The sequence below is a fragment of the Rheinheimera marina genome, assembly GCF_042654345.1.
GTDB classification, from domain to species: Bacteria; Pseudomonadota; Gammaproteobacteria; order Enterobacterales; family Alteromonadaceae; genus Pararheinheimera; species Pararheinheimera marina.
The window spans coordinates 216,530-235,576 of sequence record NZ_JBHSGB010000012.1 but is presented as its reverse complement, the minus strand read 5'-3'; the positions used below and the strand labels follow the sequence as shown (position 1 = coordinate 235,576).

Sequence of the window (19,047 nt, the reverse complement as noted above, 5' to 3'; positions counted from 1 at the left end):
GGGTTCGAATCCTCAATCTTGGATTCATCTGAGGTACTGCATTGGTTGTGCCAGCCGTCATAACTCAATGAAATATTCCTAATTTATTGTTTTTTAAAGATATATTTTCTAGTTGCTGTTAGGTCTTTCCGGGCGGAGATGGCCAGGATCAGCCATCTGCAGTTTGCTGATGGTCTGATCCGCCCTTTGCCTTGTGGTCAGTGGCCGGTAAAACCGGGCAGGCAACGGCAGCCCCTGAATTTGTGGTCCTGACGGACAGGGGCGGAAGCCGTGGGAGGTAAAAATTGCGGCCAGATTCGGGTTGGTCAGGGTGCAGACGATAGCGCAGTTGTGTTGGCTCAGGCTTAGCGCTGTGACGGCGCTGAGCGTATCGCCAATCAGGCTGTTGATATAGGCAAACATCTGGGATGGCCACAACGGGCTGAACAGGCCAAAATCTTCCGGCAGCATCGACAGGTAGTGCAGGTAGGTCACCTGGCCAAAACTGCTCAGGATCAGTTCGGAACAAATTCGGGCATTGGGCAGTACCAGTTGCTGCCAATACAGCGGCAGTTTATCGGGTAATTGATTTGGAGCACGCCCTGTTCTGGGCAACAAGGGGTTCAGGTAATCACTGAGCAAATCCTGATACTGTCGCTGCCGCTGCTGCCGAAGCTGCGACAGCTCGTCCACCAGCACAGATCCCAGCACAACTTTAAAGTCGTGTTCCAGCCGCTTTTTTGGCAACAGGCAGGCAGAACTTAAAAAACTCATGGTTGCTGAACTTAGCCAAAGGACAGCTGCCTTCAGCTGTCCGCTGCAGGCTCAAACATCTGCCGGACTGAATCTGGCTCTACTGCAGGCTCCACAGTCTGCGGCTGCTGGTCTGGCGTCGCGCCAGCCAGATCGGCGGTGAACAGTTGCTCCTGGCTGGCATACAGCTGGTGCAGGTTCAGCTGCAAAGCGTCCGGTGGCGGCGCTGTGGCACTGATCACGGATGGAAATGCCAGCTGAACCTGCTGCACAGGGGCCATATCAAACAATGCCATCGCCTGTTGCAGCAGTTGCTGTGCTGATTCGGCTGGCTGGGGATCGGGTTGGTCAGACATCAGTCGCTCCAGGGCTTAGCGGCGGTAAAGTTGCAGTACAGCCAGCACAGATGACGCTTGCTGACTGATGTTCGTCTGTTGCTGGGCAAAGACCTGGTTCATGCTGGCCAGACCCAGGCTGTATGCCAGATGTTGGTACTGGCTGCCCATGGCCATGGCTGGTGCAACGCCAAGAGTCATGGTGTTTACCAGAGCCAGACTTTGCACTATGGCGGCATTGAGTTCGCTCATACATCCTCCTGTCAGCTTCAATGTTGATTGATGCCAATGCGAAAAGCCTGCCAAGCTGTGGTTTCGGAGAAAATCTGCATTGCGCCAATGCCTTACAAAACAGAAAGCCAGGCTGACCCTGCAGCTTGTGGTACAAAACGGCCAGCACTGCCAGGCTGTCTGGCCGGTTGCGACCAGGGTTAATCCGGTTTCAAGTCCTGCAATACCTGGGCGCCAACAGTGCCTACCTGGGCTAAGTTTTCGACGGCAAAGGTAATGGTTTTAGTGGCAGTCTCAATAATTTCTTTGTACGCCATGTTTTCCGGCTGGGCCAGCCAACTGGCTGACGCCACCCCTATCACTGTGGTTTCAATGGTATTGAGGTTTCGCATCAGGTCGACCGCACTTTGCACCGCCAAAGCCACGGATTGATTCACCGACGGTTGGATCAGCTGTTGGGCTGAACTGGTGCTGGGCTCGACATTACTCATCAGTGTGCTCCCGCTGGTTCATATCCTGATCCACCTGTTGCATAAAGCTATCCATATACTTCAGGCTTTGTTTTGGCAGGTTAAAGCCGCTGGCGGGCACAGTTTCTGCGGACAAGGCGTCACAGTAAGCCTGATCAGACTGCAGAATTTGAATGGGTTGCAGTCCATTGGCGGCAGCACCTTGTTGCAGGCTGTTCACCAACTGCAGCAGCTGTGTATAGAGTTGCTGTGATTGTGCCTGCTCAGTGGCGATGGCGCCCTGCAGTGCTTTGCTGGTATTGATAAATTGCTGGAACTGCTGCAGTTGTGAGCTGGCAAATGCATTGCTTTGCGCCACTATCGCTGAAATAGAAACTGTCATCTTATGGACTCAGCGTGGCTGACTGAAGCGGGCCAGTTGTTGCTGTAACAACTGACGCATCGATTCAAATTGCAGCTGCATTTGCTTGAGGTATTCAGCATGACCACCTGCACTGTTGCTCTGCAGACTCTGGAAGAAAATCGCCTGTGCCTGCTGGGCCCACTCTGGTGCCACTGTCGCGGCAATATTGGGGTCGATAGCAAAAGATTGCCGTGATGCATCCTCTGCGCTGTGCTGCTGTTGTTCTCGCTCAGTTGCCGGGTCAGCTTGCTGACGCACAGTGACACATTCGTAACTGCCCGGTGCAGTTTTGGTGGTTTCAAACAGCAGGTTTGTTCTGTTCATCAGAGGCCTCCTGAGGTTTTTGTTGCAACTGAATCATCATCTGTTGCAGTTTGAACTGCTGCTCTTGCATCAGCTGCTGCAAAAGCAAACTGGAATCGGCTTTGAGCTGACTGAGCTGCTGCGCGCTGTGTTCGGCTAGGCTCAGTGCTTCAGCCTGCGCTTTTGGAGTCAGATTGTGTGACCTGTTGTTCATAACCTGGCCTCAAGCACCAAAGCGGGTTTGGTCTGAATTTGTGCCAGACGACGTTCAACGACCTTGCGATGGACACCAAGCAGTCGGGCTGCTTCGGTCTTATTGCCATTGGTTTTTTCCACCGCCTGTTCTATCAATGCGTCGTGAATAGTTCTGAGTTTATTGCTGATCGGCATTTCCATAATTTCCTGCGCCACCCGGGCGGCCCAATTGACCTGCTCATCACAAATGGCCAGTTGCTGAATGGTTTGAGCTGTGACTTCAGGCCCGTCAGCCAGAACCGAGAGCTTGTCGACACAGTTTTTCAGCTGCCGGATATTGCCGGGCCAGGCCGAGCATTGCAGTAGTTTCAACGCGCAGCGGCTAAAACGGATGGTGTTATTTAAGCGGGCAAAATGCTGTGCAAGTAACGGGATATCGTCGCGGCGTTGCTGCAGCGCCGGTACTGTGATTTCAAACAAATTGATGCGATACCACAAGTCTTCCCGAAAAGTCCGCTCTGTCACCAGTGCGGCCAGATTGGCGTGGGAGGCACTGACAATACGGCCGGTAAATGCCTGAGTTTCACTGCTGCCAATCCGGCTGAATTGCCGGCTCTCCAGCACACGTAATAACTTGGCCTGATGCACTAAAGGCAATTCCGCAATTTCATCGAGAAACAAGGTGCCCTGACTGGCCTGATAAAAGAAGCCCTGCTGTTTTTTATCCGCGCCGGTAAAGGCGCCTTTTTCATGACCAAAAAATAAGGATTCAAACAGAGTTTCCGGAATCGCACCGCAGTTCACACTGACCAGAGGGCCGGGCCGGCCACTGAGCTGATGAATAGCTTTAGCGAGTAAATCTTTCCCCGTGCCGGTTTCACCATGCAAAAAAACCGCACCGTCACTACGGGCGATCTTTTCTACCTGCGCCGCCAGGGTTTTCATCGTGGCGTTTTGACTGATCACTCCGGGTAACACTTCAGACATCAGCGGTAAAAATGAACTGACAGCACTCATGGTTGGCCTCCCTGTGAAAATGAATAAAAAACCTATACCAATAATAGAAACGTTTCTTATGAATTTGTCACTATTTTTTGTGTTTTTGTAACAATGTCTGATGTTTTTATTTTTGTGGATGAAATTATCCTCTTTGTTTTTTGTTTTGGATTAAATCGTCCGATCGTTGGGTTGTAATGTTCTTGTTATAGGGTCTTTTTATTTGTTTTTTGCTGTAATTTCCTTTTTGTTTAATGGTTTGCTGGTGTTTTTTGTTGCTTTCCTTTGTTTTGGTGCGGATTTTGAAATTAAAATTCTGCACGTCAGATGAAATTTTAATGAAAAGGAGATTTGAAATGGCAGAAAACAAATATATGGCAAGCCCGAACAGTGATATTCCCCTTTTGTTTGAACATGTTTTTGGGGTCAATTTCACCAGAGCCGCTCTGAGTGGCGAAACCCCCACAAAAGAGAAATGGGTGCAGCCCTTGTTTAACAGCCGCAACGATGCATTGCTGTTTCAGGACTTGCTGATTGGCAGACTGATGATTGACCCCACATCGACAGACAAACTGGAGACAGAGCTGCTTGGCAGCAATATGAATTACGACATTTCTCAGGCTGTGTTGCTCAAGTTAAGGGATGAAGTGGAAACCTTTTTGAAGGATCCCAGTACGCGGGTGCAGGGATCGGGCTCAGTGCTGGAGCTCTGTGGCCTGGGTTGTGCTGGGGTGCCGTTGATGTACGACAGCTACAACCAGAGCATGACAGCGACGGATCTGGTGAAGTATCTGAACAGTTTGACGATTGATTCAAGGGCGAGCCTGAAAATTTATGTCAGCAGTAACAGCAGTGCTGCGGCCTGTAACTATTGTTTTAACAGTATTCAGGAGTTGCGGGATCAATTTGCCATCAGCCTGAAGGAGGACAGTAATTTCCTGGCCAGTCTGATTGGCACCAAAGGTAGCCTGGCGGCTGAACTGTATAAGGCGTTGAATAGTCAGGGCCCAGATCCGGAGTATGACTATTCGCATACCGAAGTCTATGGCTATTTATTCCCTTTCCTGTCGGTGGGCGCTGAAGCTTATGGCGTGGATGTTGAAACCAAAACCCTGAGTAAATGGATGACGCCCAGCATGGCGGCTATTACGCCGGCACTGACCAAAGACAAGGAGTATTACCAGCGGGTATTGGTACGGCGCAGCCTGACAAAAGCCAGGATGCAATGATCCCAGGCCACAGGACAGCGGCACACAGCAGAGGGGGAACACGATGAGTGACATCTCGACGATGAAAGATCAGTTGAAAACTGTTTCAACTGTCAGTCTGATTGGCAACGCCATTCTGGAAACCCGAATGTCGTTTCTGGAAGGCTTCGGCAGATTTTTGTATCCGCCAGTCAAGTTGCTGCCGGATGATATTTTTAAAGTGGGCATGCATGCTGCTTGGTACAGCAAGGTGGCGTTTAGTGGCGTGCTCTCTGCTACTGCCGGGATAGGCTACACAGCTTTGGATATCCGTAAATATGGCCTCAATAGAAATAACGCTTCGTTATTGGTCGGGCACAGTTTTTACGCGTTGCAAGGCTTTAGCCTGTATCGGGCTATGGCGTTTTCTGGTCATGAGTTTCATGCCTTGAGTATAAGGGCCTCGCGTTATGGAGGGATTGCGGATGGCATCAAGGCGGGGCATTACCTGATGCAGCGTGACTATAAAAACGCTTTGATGTACACCCTGTTCAGCGGGGGGAATTTTGGCATGATGGTACTGATGAATCCACATGCCACTGGTTGGCAAAAAACACTTCGCCCACACCTGAGAATGGTGCCGCCTTGGGCGATGCTTGCTGCTGGTGTCGCGGTTTGGTTCATGCCAGGTGAATGGTTTAACAGGAGATAATCTTTTGTGTCCTGTGGAGTACGCTGAGTCTGGGATCTGTATGGTCAGCTCAGCGGCTCCAGTTCAATACCTGACAGAAGAAGCGACAGCAAGTCTTGCAGTTGATGATGCAGCCAGAATAGATGTTGCGCAGGCCCCAGATAATAAAACTCTTCGTGTTCAGAAGGCGCTCGGGCGGTAAAAGGCAAATGGGTAAATCCTATCCGCAAAATAGCTTTTTTCGAGGGCAAATTGAAGCTAAATACTTTGGCAAAACAACAATGCATACCTAAGTAACGTTGGCCAAGTTGTAGCAGCAAATCCACTGCAACGGGACCAAAACCTTGCCCCTGAAAATCCTTGCCAAGCCAGTAGTAAAAGAATCCAACACCATGAAAAAGCTGCAGGCTGACACTGCCTATTAGACCAAAATCTTTATGTATCACCGCAAATAACAGGCGTGACCGCTCCAGCTTGCATTGATACAGCCAGGCCAGCCAATGCTCTGCGCTTTGAAATACCGGCAGATTGCAAAGGCGGGCTATGTCTGAGCTGCCATATTGCCAGCCAAAATCACCGACATGGTGGCATTGCAGCAGGGTTAGACTGATAGCGCCCTGGCTGAGTGCTTCGGCGGGATAAGGCTGTTGCTGTATCGCCTGCTGTAAACCGCTTTTCATCGCCTGCAGTCGTTTGGAGCGGGCAACGCTGGAATTGCAGTTGTGCAGTGCGGCACAGGCTTCGGCATAACGACCCAGCTGAATGTCAGGCAACAGCTGCTCTATCGGGTCCACAGGCTGGTAACCGTGCTGCTGCAACAGTTTCAACCCGGGCCAGTCACACAGATAATGCGCCAGTGCGGCCAGTCGCCCGGCTTGAGACCGGCTGAGTGCCTGCGGTTGCTCCGCCAGCGCGGCCCGTAAATCAAGCATCAGCGGCAGGCGTTGTTGATGTGTCACTGTGCCTGGGTCGAGCTGACAAAGCCTGGCTACTGAAACATGCCGGACCTGCGTCGGTGATGCTGCGGTGATGCCGGCTTGGGAGCTCTGCAGCGTAGTGGGTTGGATAGCGGTCATGTCTGATCCCCTGAGTTGCTTTTGATGCTTTGTTTCTGAATAAGGTTCAAGCAACCCTTATGCCAGTCCGCTGAGCTCTTGGGGCTGGATATGGTGGGCTGACCGCCTGTCAGGCTGCGCCAAATTGCCCATTTTTGTCTGATGGCAGGCCGGAAACGACCAATGCAGTGCGGCGTGTCAGATGACAATCCCATTAAATTTTTCCGGCAGTGTCCCCTTCTGCAGGCCAACAAAGCTCTGTATTCAGGCAGCGAATAGACGCTGTGTTCTAAGAGAAGGAAACACCTGATGAAATTACTAAGCCCGTTCGTACTGAGCAGCCTGCTGGCAGCGACCTGTGTGGTGCAGGCCGACGATTTTCCTGCGTTAGATCAGGCCTTGCCAGGCGCTGTGGATGCTTATTCCATTGCGCCGGTGTTTGATTTTGATACCGATGGCTGCCTGCCCAGCGCTGGTATCAGCCGCAGTGGGCAAATGAATGGTGGTTTAAAACCAAGCGGCAGTCTGGGTGGTTCCTGCCGCTCAAGCAACTTTCTGCAAAGCTCCAATACCTTGCACCGTTTTCAGTGCCAGACTGTCAATGCAGTGACCTACTGCGGTCATCTGTATGCCCTGTATTTTGAGAAAGATCAGCTATTTGCCAATATCGAAAGTGGCCACCGGCATGACTGGGAATTTGCCGCGGTTTTTACCCAAAACGGCGTAGTCACGCACGGCAGTTATTCCACCCATGGTGATGTGGTGACCACTGCGGCGGCGATGTTGCCCTTTGACAATGGCCACCTGAAACTGGTGTACCACAAAGACGGCGTGTCCACCCATGTGCTGCGTTTTGCCGGTGCTGACGAAGCCGCGGAAAACCCGTACGGCTATTTTGTCACGCCAGCCATCGCCAGTTGGTTTGAGCTTTATGGCGACGGGCTGAGCAACAGCCAGATGCGCAGTTTGTTAAATGGCTTTAACTATGGCTCGGCGAATCTGCCCGTCAGTGACGCTAACTTTATCAACAACCTGAACGAAGCCAAACCCGACAGTTACCCAACGTTTTAATCCGCCAAAGGCCCCGTTTTCGGGGCCTTTAAAATTTATTTTTAAATTGATGTCCCCTTTGCTGCGGCTGCCTGCTCTTTAACAGGCAACAGGTCAAAGGAGGTTCGGATGCGTTACTGGTTGCTGTTATGGTTGTTGAGTTGTATGTGGTCGGTGCAGGCCAGTCCCAGACTGAATCAGCTGCAATGGCTGGGGTCACACAACAGCTATAAACAAGCTATTCCTCTGTCGGTGCAGCAGTATCTGCAGCAACAAGGCCAGGCGCAGCCATCGCTTTACTACAGCCATCCGCCACTGCAACAACAGCTGGAGCTGGGCTTACGGCATCTGGAGCTGGATTTTGTATTGGATGCAAAGACCGGTGACTTTGCCAGACCTTTGGCGGAGCAGTGGCAGGGGGATGCTGTGTTGTCGGGCGCTGAACGCGCTGCCTTGCAGCAGCCCGGCATCAAAGTGCTGCATATCCCGGATCTGGACCCACGCTCGCACTGTCCGTTATTAAGCCAGTGTCTGGCCCAGTTGAAAGCCTGGTCAGTGGCACACCCGCAGCACCTGCCGGTCTGGATTTTGGTGAATATCAAAGAAACTGGCAGTGCAGGCGGTGTGACGCCGAAACGCTGGAGCCTGGAGGATTATCAGCAACTGGACCAGCAACTGCGCCGCGAGCTGGGAGCTGAACGGCTGTTCACTCCTGATCAGCTGCGCCAGGCCAAGCTAACCCTGGAGCAAAGTGTGTTGCGCCATGGTTGGCCAGAGCTGGATCAGGCCAGAGGACGTTTTCTGTTTATTCTGGACGGCCAGCCAGCACAACTGGAGCTCTACCGGCAACAGCACCCGGCGTTGCAGGGGCGGGTGATGTTTGGCAATTACTCACCAGGGGCGCCGGAGGCCGCTGTACTGCTGCGCAACCAGCCGCAGTTGCAACTGGCTGAGCTGAACCGCCTGAGCGCCCTGGGCTACATAGTGCGGACCCGCGCAGACGAGTTTGTTCCGGGTTCTGACCAAAGCGTCCGCCAGCAGCTGGCGCTGTCCAGCCGGGCGCAAATTATTTCCACCGATTCTTATCAGGGCGCGCCGCAGCAACAAGGCATGGCGCTCCGCTTTCCGTTTTCCCCCTTTGTGCGTTGTCTGCCTGTCTATCCCGACTGTCAGCTCAGCGCCCCTTATTAACTGAAACTACATGGAGATTGTGATGAAATCTGGCAAAAAGGTATTGGCAAAGGCCCCGCTGAGTCTGGCGGTGCTGTTGGCACTTGGTGGCGTCAGCCCGCTGCTGCAGGCGCAGCAAAGTCAGGCGGATGCTGAGGTGGAAACCATAGCGGTCAAAGGCTTTCGGCAGAGCTTGCTGAAAAACCGCGACTTTAAACGCGATGCGCTGGTATCGCAGGACAGCATTGTGGCGGAAGACATTGCCGATTTCCCTGACTTGAACCTGGCCGATTCACTGCAGCGTATTCCTGGTATTGCGATTACCCGCGAAGGTGGGGAAGGCCGGCAGATTTCGGTACGTGGCCTGGGGCCGGATTTTACCCGGGTTGAGCTGAACGGCATGGACGTACTGGCCACCAGTGGCACCAGTATGGACAGCCGTGGCCAGGGCAACCGCAGCCGGGGTTTTGACTTTAATGTGTTTGCTTCTGAGCTGTTCAGCCAGATTGATGTGAAGAAATCATTCAGTGCCAGCATGGATGAAGGCGGTATTGCCGGGACAGTCGCATTACGTCCGGCTAAACCTTTTGATTATCAGGGCTTTAATGGTGCGGTTTCGGCGCAGCTCGGCACTAACAGTCTGACCGAAGACACAAGCCCGCGCCTGGCCACTGTGTTGTCCAATACCTGGGATAATTTTGGGGCACTGTTCTCGCTGGCTTACAGCGAACGCGACACCATGGAAAAAGGTTACAACACCTACAGATTCCGCCCACTGACGGCGTCGGGTGCCGACATCAGTGCTTTACCAGAGGCGACTCAGGCACTGATCAACAGCAAAGCGCTGAAGTTTGCCCGCGGCAACCGCTTGTCGGTCTGGGAAAACCAGCAGGAACGTCTGGGCATGACCACCAGCCTGCAGTACAAAGCTTCAGACGCACTGAGTTTTGATTTAGACCTGCTGTACTCCGAGTTGAATAACAAAAAAGACGAACACCATCTGGCCAGCCGTGGTGGTGCCGGTTCAACTGCCTTGGGCGGTGCTATTACTGCCGGTGGTGTCAGCGTGCCTGGTTCTGTCGTCAAGGCGCTGGAATATGACCAGGACAACTACGTGGTGTACGGCGAGTTTGATAATGTCGCTATGGCCACTGAAAGTCGCCGCCAGGAAATGGACACCAGCTTTCATCAGCTGTCGCTGACCACCCACTGGCAACTGGCAGACCACACCCAACTGGAATTTTTACTGGGTACCTCTGGCAACAGTTTTGACGTGCCGGTCAGTGACAAAATTTATTACGAAGGCTTTGGTGGCATTATTACCGACTACCGCAACGGCTTTGATGCGGTCAATACCTACCTGTTTGATGTGACCGACATGACCAACTGGGCCATGCATGAGGTGGATCTGGACGAGAGCTATCAGGATTCGGGTTTTGACACAGTCCGTCTGGCTTTCAGCAGCAGCCTGGATGATTCGCAAAGCCTGAGTTATGGCGCCTCCAGTAAAAAATTTACCAACGAAGGCCGGGCTTACCAGCGGGCTGACCTGTTAAAAACTGACTTTGAAAAAGGCACCACTGAAGATGCACTGAGTGCTGACTATTACCAGCTGTTTACTGGCTTTGCCGGTCAAAGCTGGGCAGGCGCCGATGTTGCCAAAGCGCTGGCCTATTACAACCTGGACGCCAACCTGACCGACGCGCACCTGTTGGCGAACGGCACCTTTGAACTGGAAGAAAACACCGACGCCCTCTGGTTGGATTACAACTGGCAAGGTGACGCCGTGCGGGCCAATCTGGGCGCCCGTTATGTGCAGACGGAAGTAACCTCCAAAGGCAAAGCACAAGTGGACGGCAGTATGACAGACCTGGAAGTGGTGCAGGATTATCAGAAGCTGCTGCCGGCTGCCAACCTGGTGTGGGATTTAACCGATGATCTGTTGTGGCGCAGTAGCATCAGCCAGAACCTGACCCGCCCTTCGTTAGGCTCGTTGGCGATTTCAGGTTCGGTCAATACAGACCGACTGGAAATTTCTTCCGGTAACCCGGGGTTAAAGCCTTATGAATCGACCAACTACGAAACCGGGCTGGAATGGTATTACTCAGACGCGGGCTATTTGTCGGCGGCGGTGTTCTACAAACAAATCGACAACTTTGTCATTTCACAGCGCCGTCAGGTCGCTTACAAAGACACTGGGTTTTCCACGGCGCTGTTAGCAGCCGGTCAGACCGGTGACACCCTGTTTTACTACAACTCACCTGTGAATGCGCAAAGCACTGACATTCGTGGCCTGGAGCTGGGCGCGCAACGGGACTTCGATTTCCTGCCTGCGCCGTGGAATCAGTTGGGTATGGTGGGTAACTACACCTACGCCGATGGCGATATGGATTATTACGATGGCGAAACTTACCTGGCGACCAAACCTTTCTCCGGCTTGTCGAAAAACTCCGCCAACCTGACGTTCTACTACGAGACTGAACTGTGGGGCGCGCGTTTATCCGGTGCGTACCGCAGTGATTATGTGGTGTCTATTACGCCACAAAGTGAAGAGGAAGATGAGTCGGGTTTCCACAGCACACTGAATCTGGACTTCTCGGCCTTTTACCAATGGAACGAACGGCTGAAATTGTCATTGGAAATCAGTAACATCAGTAATGAGCGTGAGGAGCAGTACACCGACTCCAGCGACCATTTATACAATGTGACTGAAACAGGCCGCACTTATTACCTGGGGCTGAGCTACAAGCTCTGATCCGGCCGCGGTTCAGCTTAAAAATAACAGCGGGCCTTCGCCCGCTGTTTGTCGTAAAAATGTCATTTGATTTCATTAATATGACGCTAGTTTCATGAGGCGAAGCAGCAATGGAGCCCGCATAACGGATGAAGGACGAACAGCAGATTTTTGAGCAGGCCGCCGCCTGGGTGGAGTTGCAGGACGAACTCAGCCCGGCACAGCAGCGTGAGCTGGACGCCTGGCTGGCGGAGTCTGAACTGCACCGCAGCTGTTATCTGCGCTGCCTGCAACTCTGGCGTTCAGACAGCTTAACTCATGCCTTAGCACGGCAGGTGGTCACACCGGCAAAAGCGCCCCGTCGCTGGCAGCTGGCCTGGATCCCGGCGGCTGCGGCTATGGCTCTGCTGGCTGTATTGCAGTGGCCGGCAGACTCAGGTCCGGCCCCTTTGCTGTTAAGTACCCACTCTGGCCCAGCCCAGCAGATGACATTGCCTGACGGCTCAAGGGTGCAACTGGCCGGAGAAAGCCAGTTAAGTTTTGTTCAGCAACCCGCCGAGCGGCGCTTGCAGCTCACTCAGGGCGAAGCCTTGTTTGAGGTGACACATTTGCAGGATGAGCAACCCTTTATTGTCAGTAGCGGCGCTGTGCAGGTGCGGGTTACGGGCACCCGGTTTTCCGTCAATAAGTTATCCGGCGCGACGCTGGTGACCGTGTTGCAAGGCAGTGTACGGGTCAGTACGGCGCAGCAAAGCTATGCGCTGAAAGCGGGCCAGCAGTTGAAATGGCAGCAGTCTGGCGAGGCGCAGCTGACTGAACTTGCCGCCGGTTATCAGCACCCTCTGCTGCAGCGCTGGCTGGAAGTGCAGGACATGCCGCTTGGCGAATTACTGGAGCAACTGGACAGATACCTGCCAGAGCAAATTCTGTTGCCGGACGCGAAAGCTGCCGCCTTGCCGGTCAGTGGGCGCTTTGATCTGCAGCATCCGCTGGACGCTGTGCATCTGGCCGCAGCTGCTGCGCAGCTGAAGGTCAGTCCTTATGCCGGTCAGCTGGTGCTGAGGGCTTATTAAGATGAACGCCAGGCCTTGGGCATTGGCGGTTATTCTTCTGCTTGTCAGCCCCTGGTTACGGGCTGAGCCAATTCAATTTTCCTTGCAGGGCCAGCGGCTGTCTGAACTCTGCCAGCAGGTGTCGGCGCAGGCCGGTGTCAGCCTGGTGCTGCCCGCCCGGCTCGATCAGAGCGGGCCTGAACTCAAGCTGCAAATCACTGCATCCTTGCCCGAGTTGCTGTTGCTGCTGGAGCAGCATTTCCCGGTGCGCTTTGTGCAAATGCCCTCGGGGGTTTTGGTGCAAGAAAGGGCGGTCACGACCCGCACAGTGGCAAGCCGCGCACCGGCAGTACCGCGCCAGCCCGCAACAGACAATCTCAACGCAGAGCCCGAACAAATTCATATTCAGGGCCAGCGGGTGCTGGCCGGCCAGACCCGCAGTGGCGGCTGGCTGGATACTGATTTCCGCCAACAATCCGTGCAATGGCAAGAGCGCTGGCAACTGTCGGGGGCTGCTCAGTTCAGTGGACTGAATCTGGCCAATAGTCTGCAGGGGCTGCCCGGTGTCAGCCTGACCAAAGACAATGGCGAGGGCAAACAGGTGGGGCTGTGGGGGCTGGGTGCCGATTTTGTCCGGGTCGAGCTGGATGGTATGGACGCGCTGGCGGTCAGTGGCACCAGTATGGACAGCAGGGGGCAGGGCAGCCGCAGCCGGGCTTTTGACTTCAATATTTTTGCCGCTGAGTTGTTTAGTGAAGTAGTGCTGAAAAAGTCCTACCGTGCCAGTGAGGATGAAGGCGGTATTGCCGGTACCTTGCAGATCACGCCGGCCAAACCCTTTGATTTTACTGAGAGCCAAGCCCGCTTTTCCGGTCAGATGGGCGGCAATAGCGACAGCTCAGGCCAAAGCCCACGGCTGGCGGCTTTGTGGTCGGCACGCAATGACCGCAGCGGTGCTTTGCTTTCGCTCGCTTACAGCGAACGACAAAGTGAAGAGTCGGGCTACAACACTTATAAATTCAGGCCTTTAACTGCGGCAGGTGTCGATTTGTCGGCGTTAGACCCGGCACTGCAACAGCAAATTGCCGACAAACAGCTGAAGTTTGCCCGTGGCAACCGCCAGTCCAGCTGGCAAAGCGAGCAGCAGCGGCTGGGATTGACCAGCAGCTTGCAATACCAGACTGCGGCTGGGGATCTGCTGCAGCTGGACTTGCTGCTGGCCCGTTTACGTCAGCAAAAAAATGAATATCACCTGGCCAGCCGCGGTGTGGCTTCGACACTGATCAGTCCGGCTCAGCTTGCAGGCGGGCAGTGGCAGCCGGCAAGTCGGGTGTTGGCACTGGCTGCCGACGAGCGGGGCTTTATCCGCTACGCCGAAGTAGCAGATGCCGTGCTGACCAGCGAAAGCCGGCAGCATCAGCTGGATTCCGATTTTTCCCAGTGGCAGCTGAAAACTCAGCATGAGCTTGGTGCCGATACCAGCATGGTGCTGCAGTTGGGCCATTCGCAAAACCAGTTTAAGGTGCCTGTGAATGACAAGGTCTACTACGAAAGCTTTGCCGACGTGGTGACAGATTACCAGCAACCTTTTGCGCCACAATTCAGCTATCGGGCTGACCTGACCGACCCGGCTCAATGGGCCTTGCACGAAGCAGACCGGGAACAGTCGGCGCAGCAATTGAGCATGGACCAAGCCCGTTTGCGCTTTAGCTATCAGCCGGATCCAGCGCAAAGCCTGAGTTGGGGTCTGGCCTGGAAAGCGCTGCGAAACCAAGGCCAGACCTACAGCAGGCCGGACCAACTGAAAAACGCCTGGGAACAGGGCAGCCTGGATGACAGGCTGTTGCCTGGTTCGTACCGGCTGTTTCAGGCGTACAGTCAGCAAGAATGGCTGGTGGCGAATGTGCCGCAGGTGCTGGCTGATTACCAGTTGCAAGGTAACCTGACCATAGCGGATTTGCTGGCCAGTAGCAGCTTTAGCCTGACAGAACACAACCAGGCTTTTTGGCTGGATTATCAGTGGCAACAGGAGCGCTGGCAGGCGGCTTTGGCACTGCGATGGGTGCAGAACCGGACTCAGTCAGAGGCGGCGCAACTGAGCGGTGGCAGTCAGGCGCAGCACTGGCTGCCCTCGGCGCAGTGGCTCTGGTCGCTGCAAGACAACCTGCTATGGCGCACCAGTCTGAGTGTCAATCTAAGCCGGCCTGCCTTAGGCAACCTGTCGCCTGCTGCCAGCGTCAATACCGAACGGCAGGAAATCAGTGCCGGCAATGCCGGGCTGCAGGCCTATCAGGCACAAAGCCTGGAAACGGCGCTGGAATGGTACCCCGAACAAGGCGCCTTATGGTCGCTGGCGTTTTTTGCCAAACGGCTGCCGCATTTTGTGGTGACGCAAAGCGAATTGATGCCCTACGGTGCCACCGGCTTACCGTTGCAATTGCTGGGGTCGGGCCAGACGGAACAGACCTTATTCTGGCTGCGCACGCCACAAAACAGCGACACCGCCTGGCTGAGCGGGCTTGAACTCAGTGCACAGCAGGCGCTCAGCGCTTTACCTGCACCATTGAATGCCTTGCAACTGCAGGCCTACTACAACTACAACGACGGGCGCGCGCGTTACCCACTGCGCAATGGCCAGTCGGGTACTGCCGCTTTGGCCGGCATGTCACGGCATACCGCGCATCTGGCGGTGCTGTACCAGGGTGATGCTTGGGGCTGGCGGCTGAGTAGCAGTTATCGTTCGGCTTACCTGACCTCGGTGACGCTTTACAGTGAAGAGGAAGATGTGGCCGGTTATCTGGCCAGCCGGAATTGGGATTTTTCGGCCTATATCCGCCTGTTGCCCGGCTTGGATCTGACGCTGCAGCTGGCGAATCTGACAGGGGAAAAAGACCGGCAGTTTACCGACTCCAGTCATCAGCTATACAACCTGACCCGCTACGGCACCAGTTATTATCTGGGTTTCAGTTTAACGCTCTGACGGGTGCAGGCTGGCCAGTTGTGCCAAAGCCCGGCTGATGTGTTTTTTCACCGCTTCTTCGCTGATGCCAAGCTCTCTGGCAATTTGCTCCCGGCTTTGTTGTTTCAGCCGGCGCCGGATTAACACGTCGCGGCGCAGCGGTGGCAGGCTGGCCAAGGCCTGTTGCAACAAACGTTGTTGCTCTTGTGCCAGCAGCTGTTGCTCCAGATCGGTATTAGGATCAACCAGATCATCCTCCGGTTGCAGCGACTGCAACTGCGGCTGACTGTGACGAAACACCAGGTGTTTGGCGACGGTCAGCGCATAGGCCAGCGAATTGCTGATCCGCTCCGGTTCTGGCCGCTCCAGCATGGTGGTCAGAGTTTCCTGATAAATATCTGCTCTGTCGTCTTTATTGCGCACCCAAAACTGCAAAGCGCGCTTCAGGCGAGGTGCGATGTCCTGTAGTAGTTCCAGAGGCTGTTGCTGTTTGGTTTGCACTTAAGTGATGGGATTTACAGATTTTTTTCTATGCTAGCGGCCAATTGTGACAACAGCATGAAGCTTGAGGGCTGTTGGCAACTCAGCAAACAACAAAACCGCCTGGTGGCGGTTTTGTTGGGTAACAGCAGGCTGTTATTTCGCTAAGTGCTGTTTCAGCGCGCTACCGGCCTGGTCCAGCTGGGCCTGTACGCCTGGTACATCAGACAGCACATTCAGCAGACCAAAGTCGTGGATCATACCGTTGTAGCGTACTGAGGTCACGGTCACACCGGCCTGGTCCAGTTTCACTGCATAGGCTTCGCCTTCGTCACGCAGCACGTCAAACTCGGCGGTCTGCACCAGTGTTGGTGGTAAGCCTTTTAACTGCTCTGTGCTGGCACGCAGTGGTGAGGCATAAATTTCATTCCGCTCGGCAGGGTTGGTGGTGTAGTTGTCCCAGAACCACTGCATCATGTTCCGGCTTAAGAAATAACCTTGCTGGAACTGGTTATACGAGCTGTTTTCAAAGTTGGCGTCCGTCACAGGCCACATCAGTAACTGGAAGGCCAGTTTCGGTGAGCCTGCCGCTTTGGCTTTCAGGGCGACCACTGCGGCCATATTGCCACCGACACTGTTACCCGCCACAGCCAAACGGCTGCCGTCGACCTGGATTTCTTTACCATGCTGCGCCACCCATTGTGTGGCGGCATAGGCCTGGTTCACAGCGGTAGGGTATTTGGCTTCAGGTGATGGGGTGTAATCGACATACACAGCCGCGGCACCAGAGCGTTGCACTAAGTCACGGATCAAGCGTTCATGGGTGGGGAAATCGCCCAGCACCCAGCCACCGCCGTGGAAGAACATAAAACCAGGTAACACACCTTTGGCACCCGCAGGGCGGACCACTACCAGCTTAATGTTCTGGCCGTCTGCGACTATCCATTTTTCACTGACCTCTGCGGCGGGCAGTGTGGCACCGGCCTGAGCCCCGGTTAACACAGCGCGGGCGTCGGTTGGGCTTAATTGCTCCAGCGGTTTGCCGGTGCCTTGAGCCAGGACATTTAAGAAGGCTTCGGTCTTGGTTTCAACACCAGGAAATTCAGCGGCATACAACTTATCTGCCGATAAAGCACTGACCAGACCTAAAGCGACAATGCTGTAACCAAGGGTTTTTTGTAAGCTTTTCATATCTTCAACTCCGTCAATAAAGTTTAACTATTTGTGCGATAAGTATTTGCCGGTCAAACGCTGGTTACACCAGCGTCAGACGAACGTCTAAAGAATTACGGGTGGCGTTTGAGTACGGACACACCTGGTGCGCTTTTTGGACTAAATCGGCCGCGACTGCTGCATCTGTGCCTGGCAGGCTGATAAACAACTCCACATCCAGACCAAAACCACCAGGGATTTGACCGATGCCGACTTCGGCACGGATATTGGCATCAGCTGCGATGGCAATTTTGCTTTGACCAGCGACATATTTGATGGCGCTTAAGAAACAGGCTGAATAACCTGCAGCAAACAGTTGCTCTGGGTTAGTGGCTTCACCGCCTGCACCGCCCAGTTCACGTGGGGTGCTCAGTTTTACATCCAGCTTGTTGTCGCTGGACACAGCGCGACCATCACGGCCTGAAGTACTGGTCACTGTGGCTTTATAAATAACTTGCATTTTAACTCTCCTGATTTCAGTTTTTGAACTTAAAGTTGTTGCGATAACTATTTGGTTTGAACTACCGCCTTTCTGCGTTGCCACTTTGTTGTGGCGTTGGTGCTGACTGGCTTGAGATAAATATTATTGCGCAAACTATTATCTTGCAAGTTTTATTTTTTGCTTTGGTTGAGTTTTATTCTAAGTGCATAATTTTGTTTGGTTTATTTTTTTATCTTTTTGTTGGGCTACAGGGGTGTTGTGGTGTTATTACCGCTTTTCTGTGGTGCTGTTGCGACAAACGCCAGTGGCAATGGCTCGCTTTTCAGTTATGTTAGCTGCAACAGCGTAGCGGCAGAGAGCAGGATGAATCAGCCAATTAAACACTACAGAAGCACTCTGGGCCTGACCTTCGATGCGCAGATGAGCACGGCATTTTGTCAGCTTTGGCGTCAGTTGGGGGCTGTCGAATTTCCGGTTTCGGTGATGGATGTGCTGGAGGCTGTTTGCCCCACAGATTCCTGTGGCATCCTGGTGTATTACCGCCAGCGTAAACCCATGAGCCTGCTGCACCGCTTTAATCCGGTCGAACGTAAAGTGCCGGCAGATATCTATTCCACCGGACCTTATGCTCTGGACCCTCAGTATTTGCTGTTCTTGTCCGGCTGTCCGACGGGGGCCTATTGGCTGCGTGACGTAGCACCGGACGACTTCTACAGTAGTGAGTACTACCAGACCTTTTATTCGCAGACCGGCGTAGCCGATTCCATCGATGTACTTTGGCGTATTGATGATGATTCAGCGCTGGTGTTTTTTATGCAGCGCAATGTCCATAGCCCGGAATTTTGTCAGGCGGATTTAACGGCGTTAACCATGGTGCTGCCGATGCTGTCCGAAGCCTTGACCCGACACTACCAATTGCATCAACCCTTGCCGCAACAAAGCAGTGAAGACAAAACTCACCAGCAAGTCGAATGCACCCTGAATCATTTTGCCAGTTCATTGCTGACCAAAAGGGAGCGCGATGTACTGCTCTACATGCTGCGTGGTTACTCGTCGGCCTTGACCGCAGAAAAGCTGAATACCTCTGACGGTACGGTGAAAATCCACCGGAAAAATATCTACCGCAAACTGGATATTGGCTCCCAAGCAGAGCTTTTTTCTTTATTTATCAGCTGCATTCCCTATGCAAGACCGGATGAAGCGACAGACCCGTTGCTGCAATACCAAAGCAGCAAGGCCACTACTGCTTAAGGAATAGCCAGCGCTCTGGCGTTGGCCTGCTGCCCTTTGCGCCTACCCCTAACTGGATATGTCGGTGTTTTCGCCAGCTGTTTATGATGAATTGATGAC

At 53.6% G+C, this 19,047-nt stretch carries 20 protein-coding genes; 8 read left to right on the top strand and 12 right to left on the bottom strand.

The window, feature by feature from the left end:
• Positions 1 to 108: 108 nt before the first annotated feature.
• From ACFO3I_RS14330 to ACFO3I_RS14295, 8 genes are all read right to left on the bottom strand, one after another.
• Positions 109 to 753 carry a hypothetical protein gene (locus ACFO3I_RS14330; RefSeq protein ID WP_377335035.1) on the bottom strand — a complete coding sequence of 215 codons (645 nt, stop codon included), beginning with the start codon at positions 751 to 753 and terminating at the stop codon, positions 109 to 111.
• A 32-nt stretch (positions 754 to 785) separates the two neighbouring features.
• The gene (locus ACFO3I_RS14325; protein WP_377335033.1) at positions 786 to 1,088 is read right to left on the bottom strand and encodes a hypothetical protein; all 303 of its coding nucleotides are present in this window, start codon (positions 1,086 to 1,088) and stop codon (positions 786 to 788) included.
• Positions 1,089 to 1,103: 15 nt separating this feature from the next.
• Positions 1,104 to 1,319, bottom strand: a complete 216-nt coding sequence (locus tag ACFO3I_RS14320; protein WP_377335031.1) for a RebB family R body protein — start codon at positions 1,317 to 1,319, stop codon at positions 1,104 to 1,106.
• Between the two features lie 179 nt (positions 1,320 to 1,498).
• Positions 1,499 to 1,789, bottom strand: coding sequence for a hypothetical protein (locus ACFO3I_RS14315; RefSeq protein ID WP_377335029.1), 291 nt, complete (start codon positions 1,787 to 1,789; stop codon positions 1,499 to 1,501).
• Positions 1,782 to 2,150, bottom strand: coding sequence for a hypothetical protein (locus ACFO3I_RS14310; protein WP_377335027.1), 369 nt, complete (start codon positions 2,148 to 2,150; stop codon positions 1,782 to 1,784). The genes ACFO3I_RS14315 and ACFO3I_RS14310 overlap by 8 nt, the downstream gene beginning before the upstream one ends.
• A gap of 9 nt (positions 2,151 to 2,159) precedes the next feature.
• Positions 2,160 to 2,495, bottom strand: a complete 336-nt coding sequence (locus ACFO3I_RS14305; protein WP_377335025.1) for a hypothetical protein — start codon at positions 2,493 to 2,495, stop codon at positions 2,160 to 2,162.
• Positions 2,470 to 2,688 (bottom strand): hypothetical protein, encoded by a 219-nt coding sequence (locus tag ACFO3I_RS14300; protein WP_377335023.1) that lies wholly within the window; start codon positions 2,686 to 2,688, stop codon positions 2,470 to 2,472. The genes ACFO3I_RS14305 and ACFO3I_RS14300 overlap by 26 nt, the downstream gene beginning before the upstream one ends.
• Positions 2,685 to 3,686, bottom strand: a complete 1,002-nt coding sequence (locus ACFO3I_RS14295; RefSeq protein WP_377335021.1) for a sigma 54-interacting transcriptional regulator — start codon at positions 3,684 to 3,686, stop codon at positions 2,685 to 2,687. The genes ACFO3I_RS14300 and ACFO3I_RS14295 overlap by 4 nt, the downstream gene beginning before the upstream one ends.
• Before the next feature lie 335 nt (positions 3,687 to 4,021).
• Here ACFO3I_RS14295 and ACFO3I_RS14290 point away from each other — a divergent pair, with 335 nt between their 5' ends.
• Together ACFO3I_RS14290 and ACFO3I_RS14285 are read left to right on the top strand one after the other, a co-directional pair.
• Positions 4,022 to 4,894 (top strand): hypothetical protein, encoded by an 873-nt coding sequence (locus ACFO3I_RS14290; RefSeq protein ID WP_377335019.1) that lies wholly within the window; start codon positions 4,022 to 4,024, stop codon positions 4,892 to 4,894.
• Positions 4,895 to 4,937: 43 nt separating this feature from the next.
• Positions 4,938 to 5,564: a hypothetical protein gene (locus tag ACFO3I_RS14285; RefSeq protein WP_377335017.1), complete on the top strand. Its 627-nt coding sequence runs from the start codon at positions 4,938 to 4,940 to the stop codon at positions 5,562 to 5,564.
• A gap of 44 nt (positions 5,565 to 5,608) precedes the next feature.
• Here ACFO3I_RS14285 and ACFO3I_RS14280 read toward each other — a convergent pair whose 3' ends face one another.
• On the bottom strand, positions 5,609 to 6,619 hold the full coding sequence (locus tag ACFO3I_RS14280; RefSeq protein WP_377335015.1) for a GNAT family N-acetyltransferase: 1,011 nt from the start codon (positions 6,617 to 6,619) through the stop codon (positions 5,609 to 5,611).
• A 288-nt stretch (positions 6,620 to 6,907) separates the two neighbouring features.
• Here ACFO3I_RS14280 and ACFO3I_RS14275 point away from each other — a divergent pair, with 288 nt between their 5' ends.
• From ACFO3I_RS14275 to ACFO3I_RS14255, 5 genes are all read left to right on the top strand, one after another.
• Positions 6,908 to 7,669, top strand: a complete 762-nt coding sequence (locus tag ACFO3I_RS14275) for an NPP1 family protein (protein ID WP_377335013.1) — start codon at positions 6,908 to 6,910, stop codon at positions 7,667 to 7,669.
• 108 nt (positions 7,670 to 7,777) lie between these two features.
• Positions 7,778 to 8,839, top strand: a complete 1,062-nt coding sequence (locus tag ACFO3I_RS14270) for a Ca2+-dependent phosphoinositide-specific phospholipase C (protein ID WP_377335011.1) — start codon at positions 7,778 to 7,780, stop codon at positions 8,837 to 8,839.
• Positions 8,840 to 8,861: 22 nt separating this feature from the next.
• The gene (locus ACFO3I_RS14265; protein WP_377335009.1) at positions 8,862 to 11,573 is read left to right on the top strand and encodes a TonB-dependent receptor; all 2,712 of its coding nucleotides are present in this window, start codon (positions 8,862 to 8,864) and stop codon (positions 11,571 to 11,573) included.
• Positions 11,574 to 11,701: 128 nt separating this feature from the next.
• A complete protein-coding gene (locus tag ACFO3I_RS14260) occupies positions 11,702 to 12,625 on the top strand; it encodes a FecR family protein (protein ID WP_377335007.1) in 924 nt (307 codons plus the stop codon).
• Between the two features lies 1 nt (position 12,626).
• A complete protein-coding gene (locus ACFO3I_RS14255) occupies positions 12,627 to 15,584 on the top strand; it encodes a TonB-dependent receptor (RefSeq protein ID WP_377335005.1) in 2,958 nt (985 codons plus the stop codon).
• Here the strand turns inward: ACFO3I_RS14255 and ACFO3I_RS14250 are convergent.
• The 3 genes from ACFO3I_RS14250 to ACFO3I_RS14240 form a co-directional block, all read right to left on the bottom strand.
• The gene (locus ACFO3I_RS14250) at positions 15,573 to 16,064 is read right to left on the bottom strand and encodes an RNA polymerase sigma factor (protein WP_377335003.1); all 492 of its coding nucleotides are present in this window, start codon (positions 16,062 to 16,064) and stop codon (positions 15,573 to 15,575) included. The genes ACFO3I_RS14255 and ACFO3I_RS14250 overlap by 12 nt on opposite strands.
• A 135-nt stretch (positions 16,065 to 16,199) precedes the next feature.
• Positions 16,200 to 17,234 (bottom strand): alpha/beta hydrolase, encoded by a 1,035-nt coding sequence (locus ACFO3I_RS14245; RefSeq protein WP_377335001.1) that lies wholly within the window; start codon positions 17,232 to 17,234, stop codon positions 16,200 to 16,202.
• A 64-nt stretch (positions 17,235 to 17,298) separates the two neighbouring features.
• A complete protein-coding gene (locus ACFO3I_RS14240) occupies positions 17,299 to 17,715 on the bottom strand; it encodes an organic hydroperoxide resistance protein (RefSeq protein WP_377334999.1) in 417 nt (138 codons plus the stop codon).
• A gap of 345 nt (positions 17,716 to 18,060) precedes the next feature.
• Between ACFO3I_RS14240 and ACFO3I_RS14235 the strand changes: the two genes are divergently transcribed.
• A complete protein-coding gene (locus tag ACFO3I_RS14235; protein WP_377334997.1) occupies positions 18,061 to 18,948 on the top strand; it encodes a helix-turn-helix transcriptional regulator in 888 nt (295 codons plus the stop codon).
• Positions 18,949 to 19,047 lie beyond the last annotated feature (99 nt).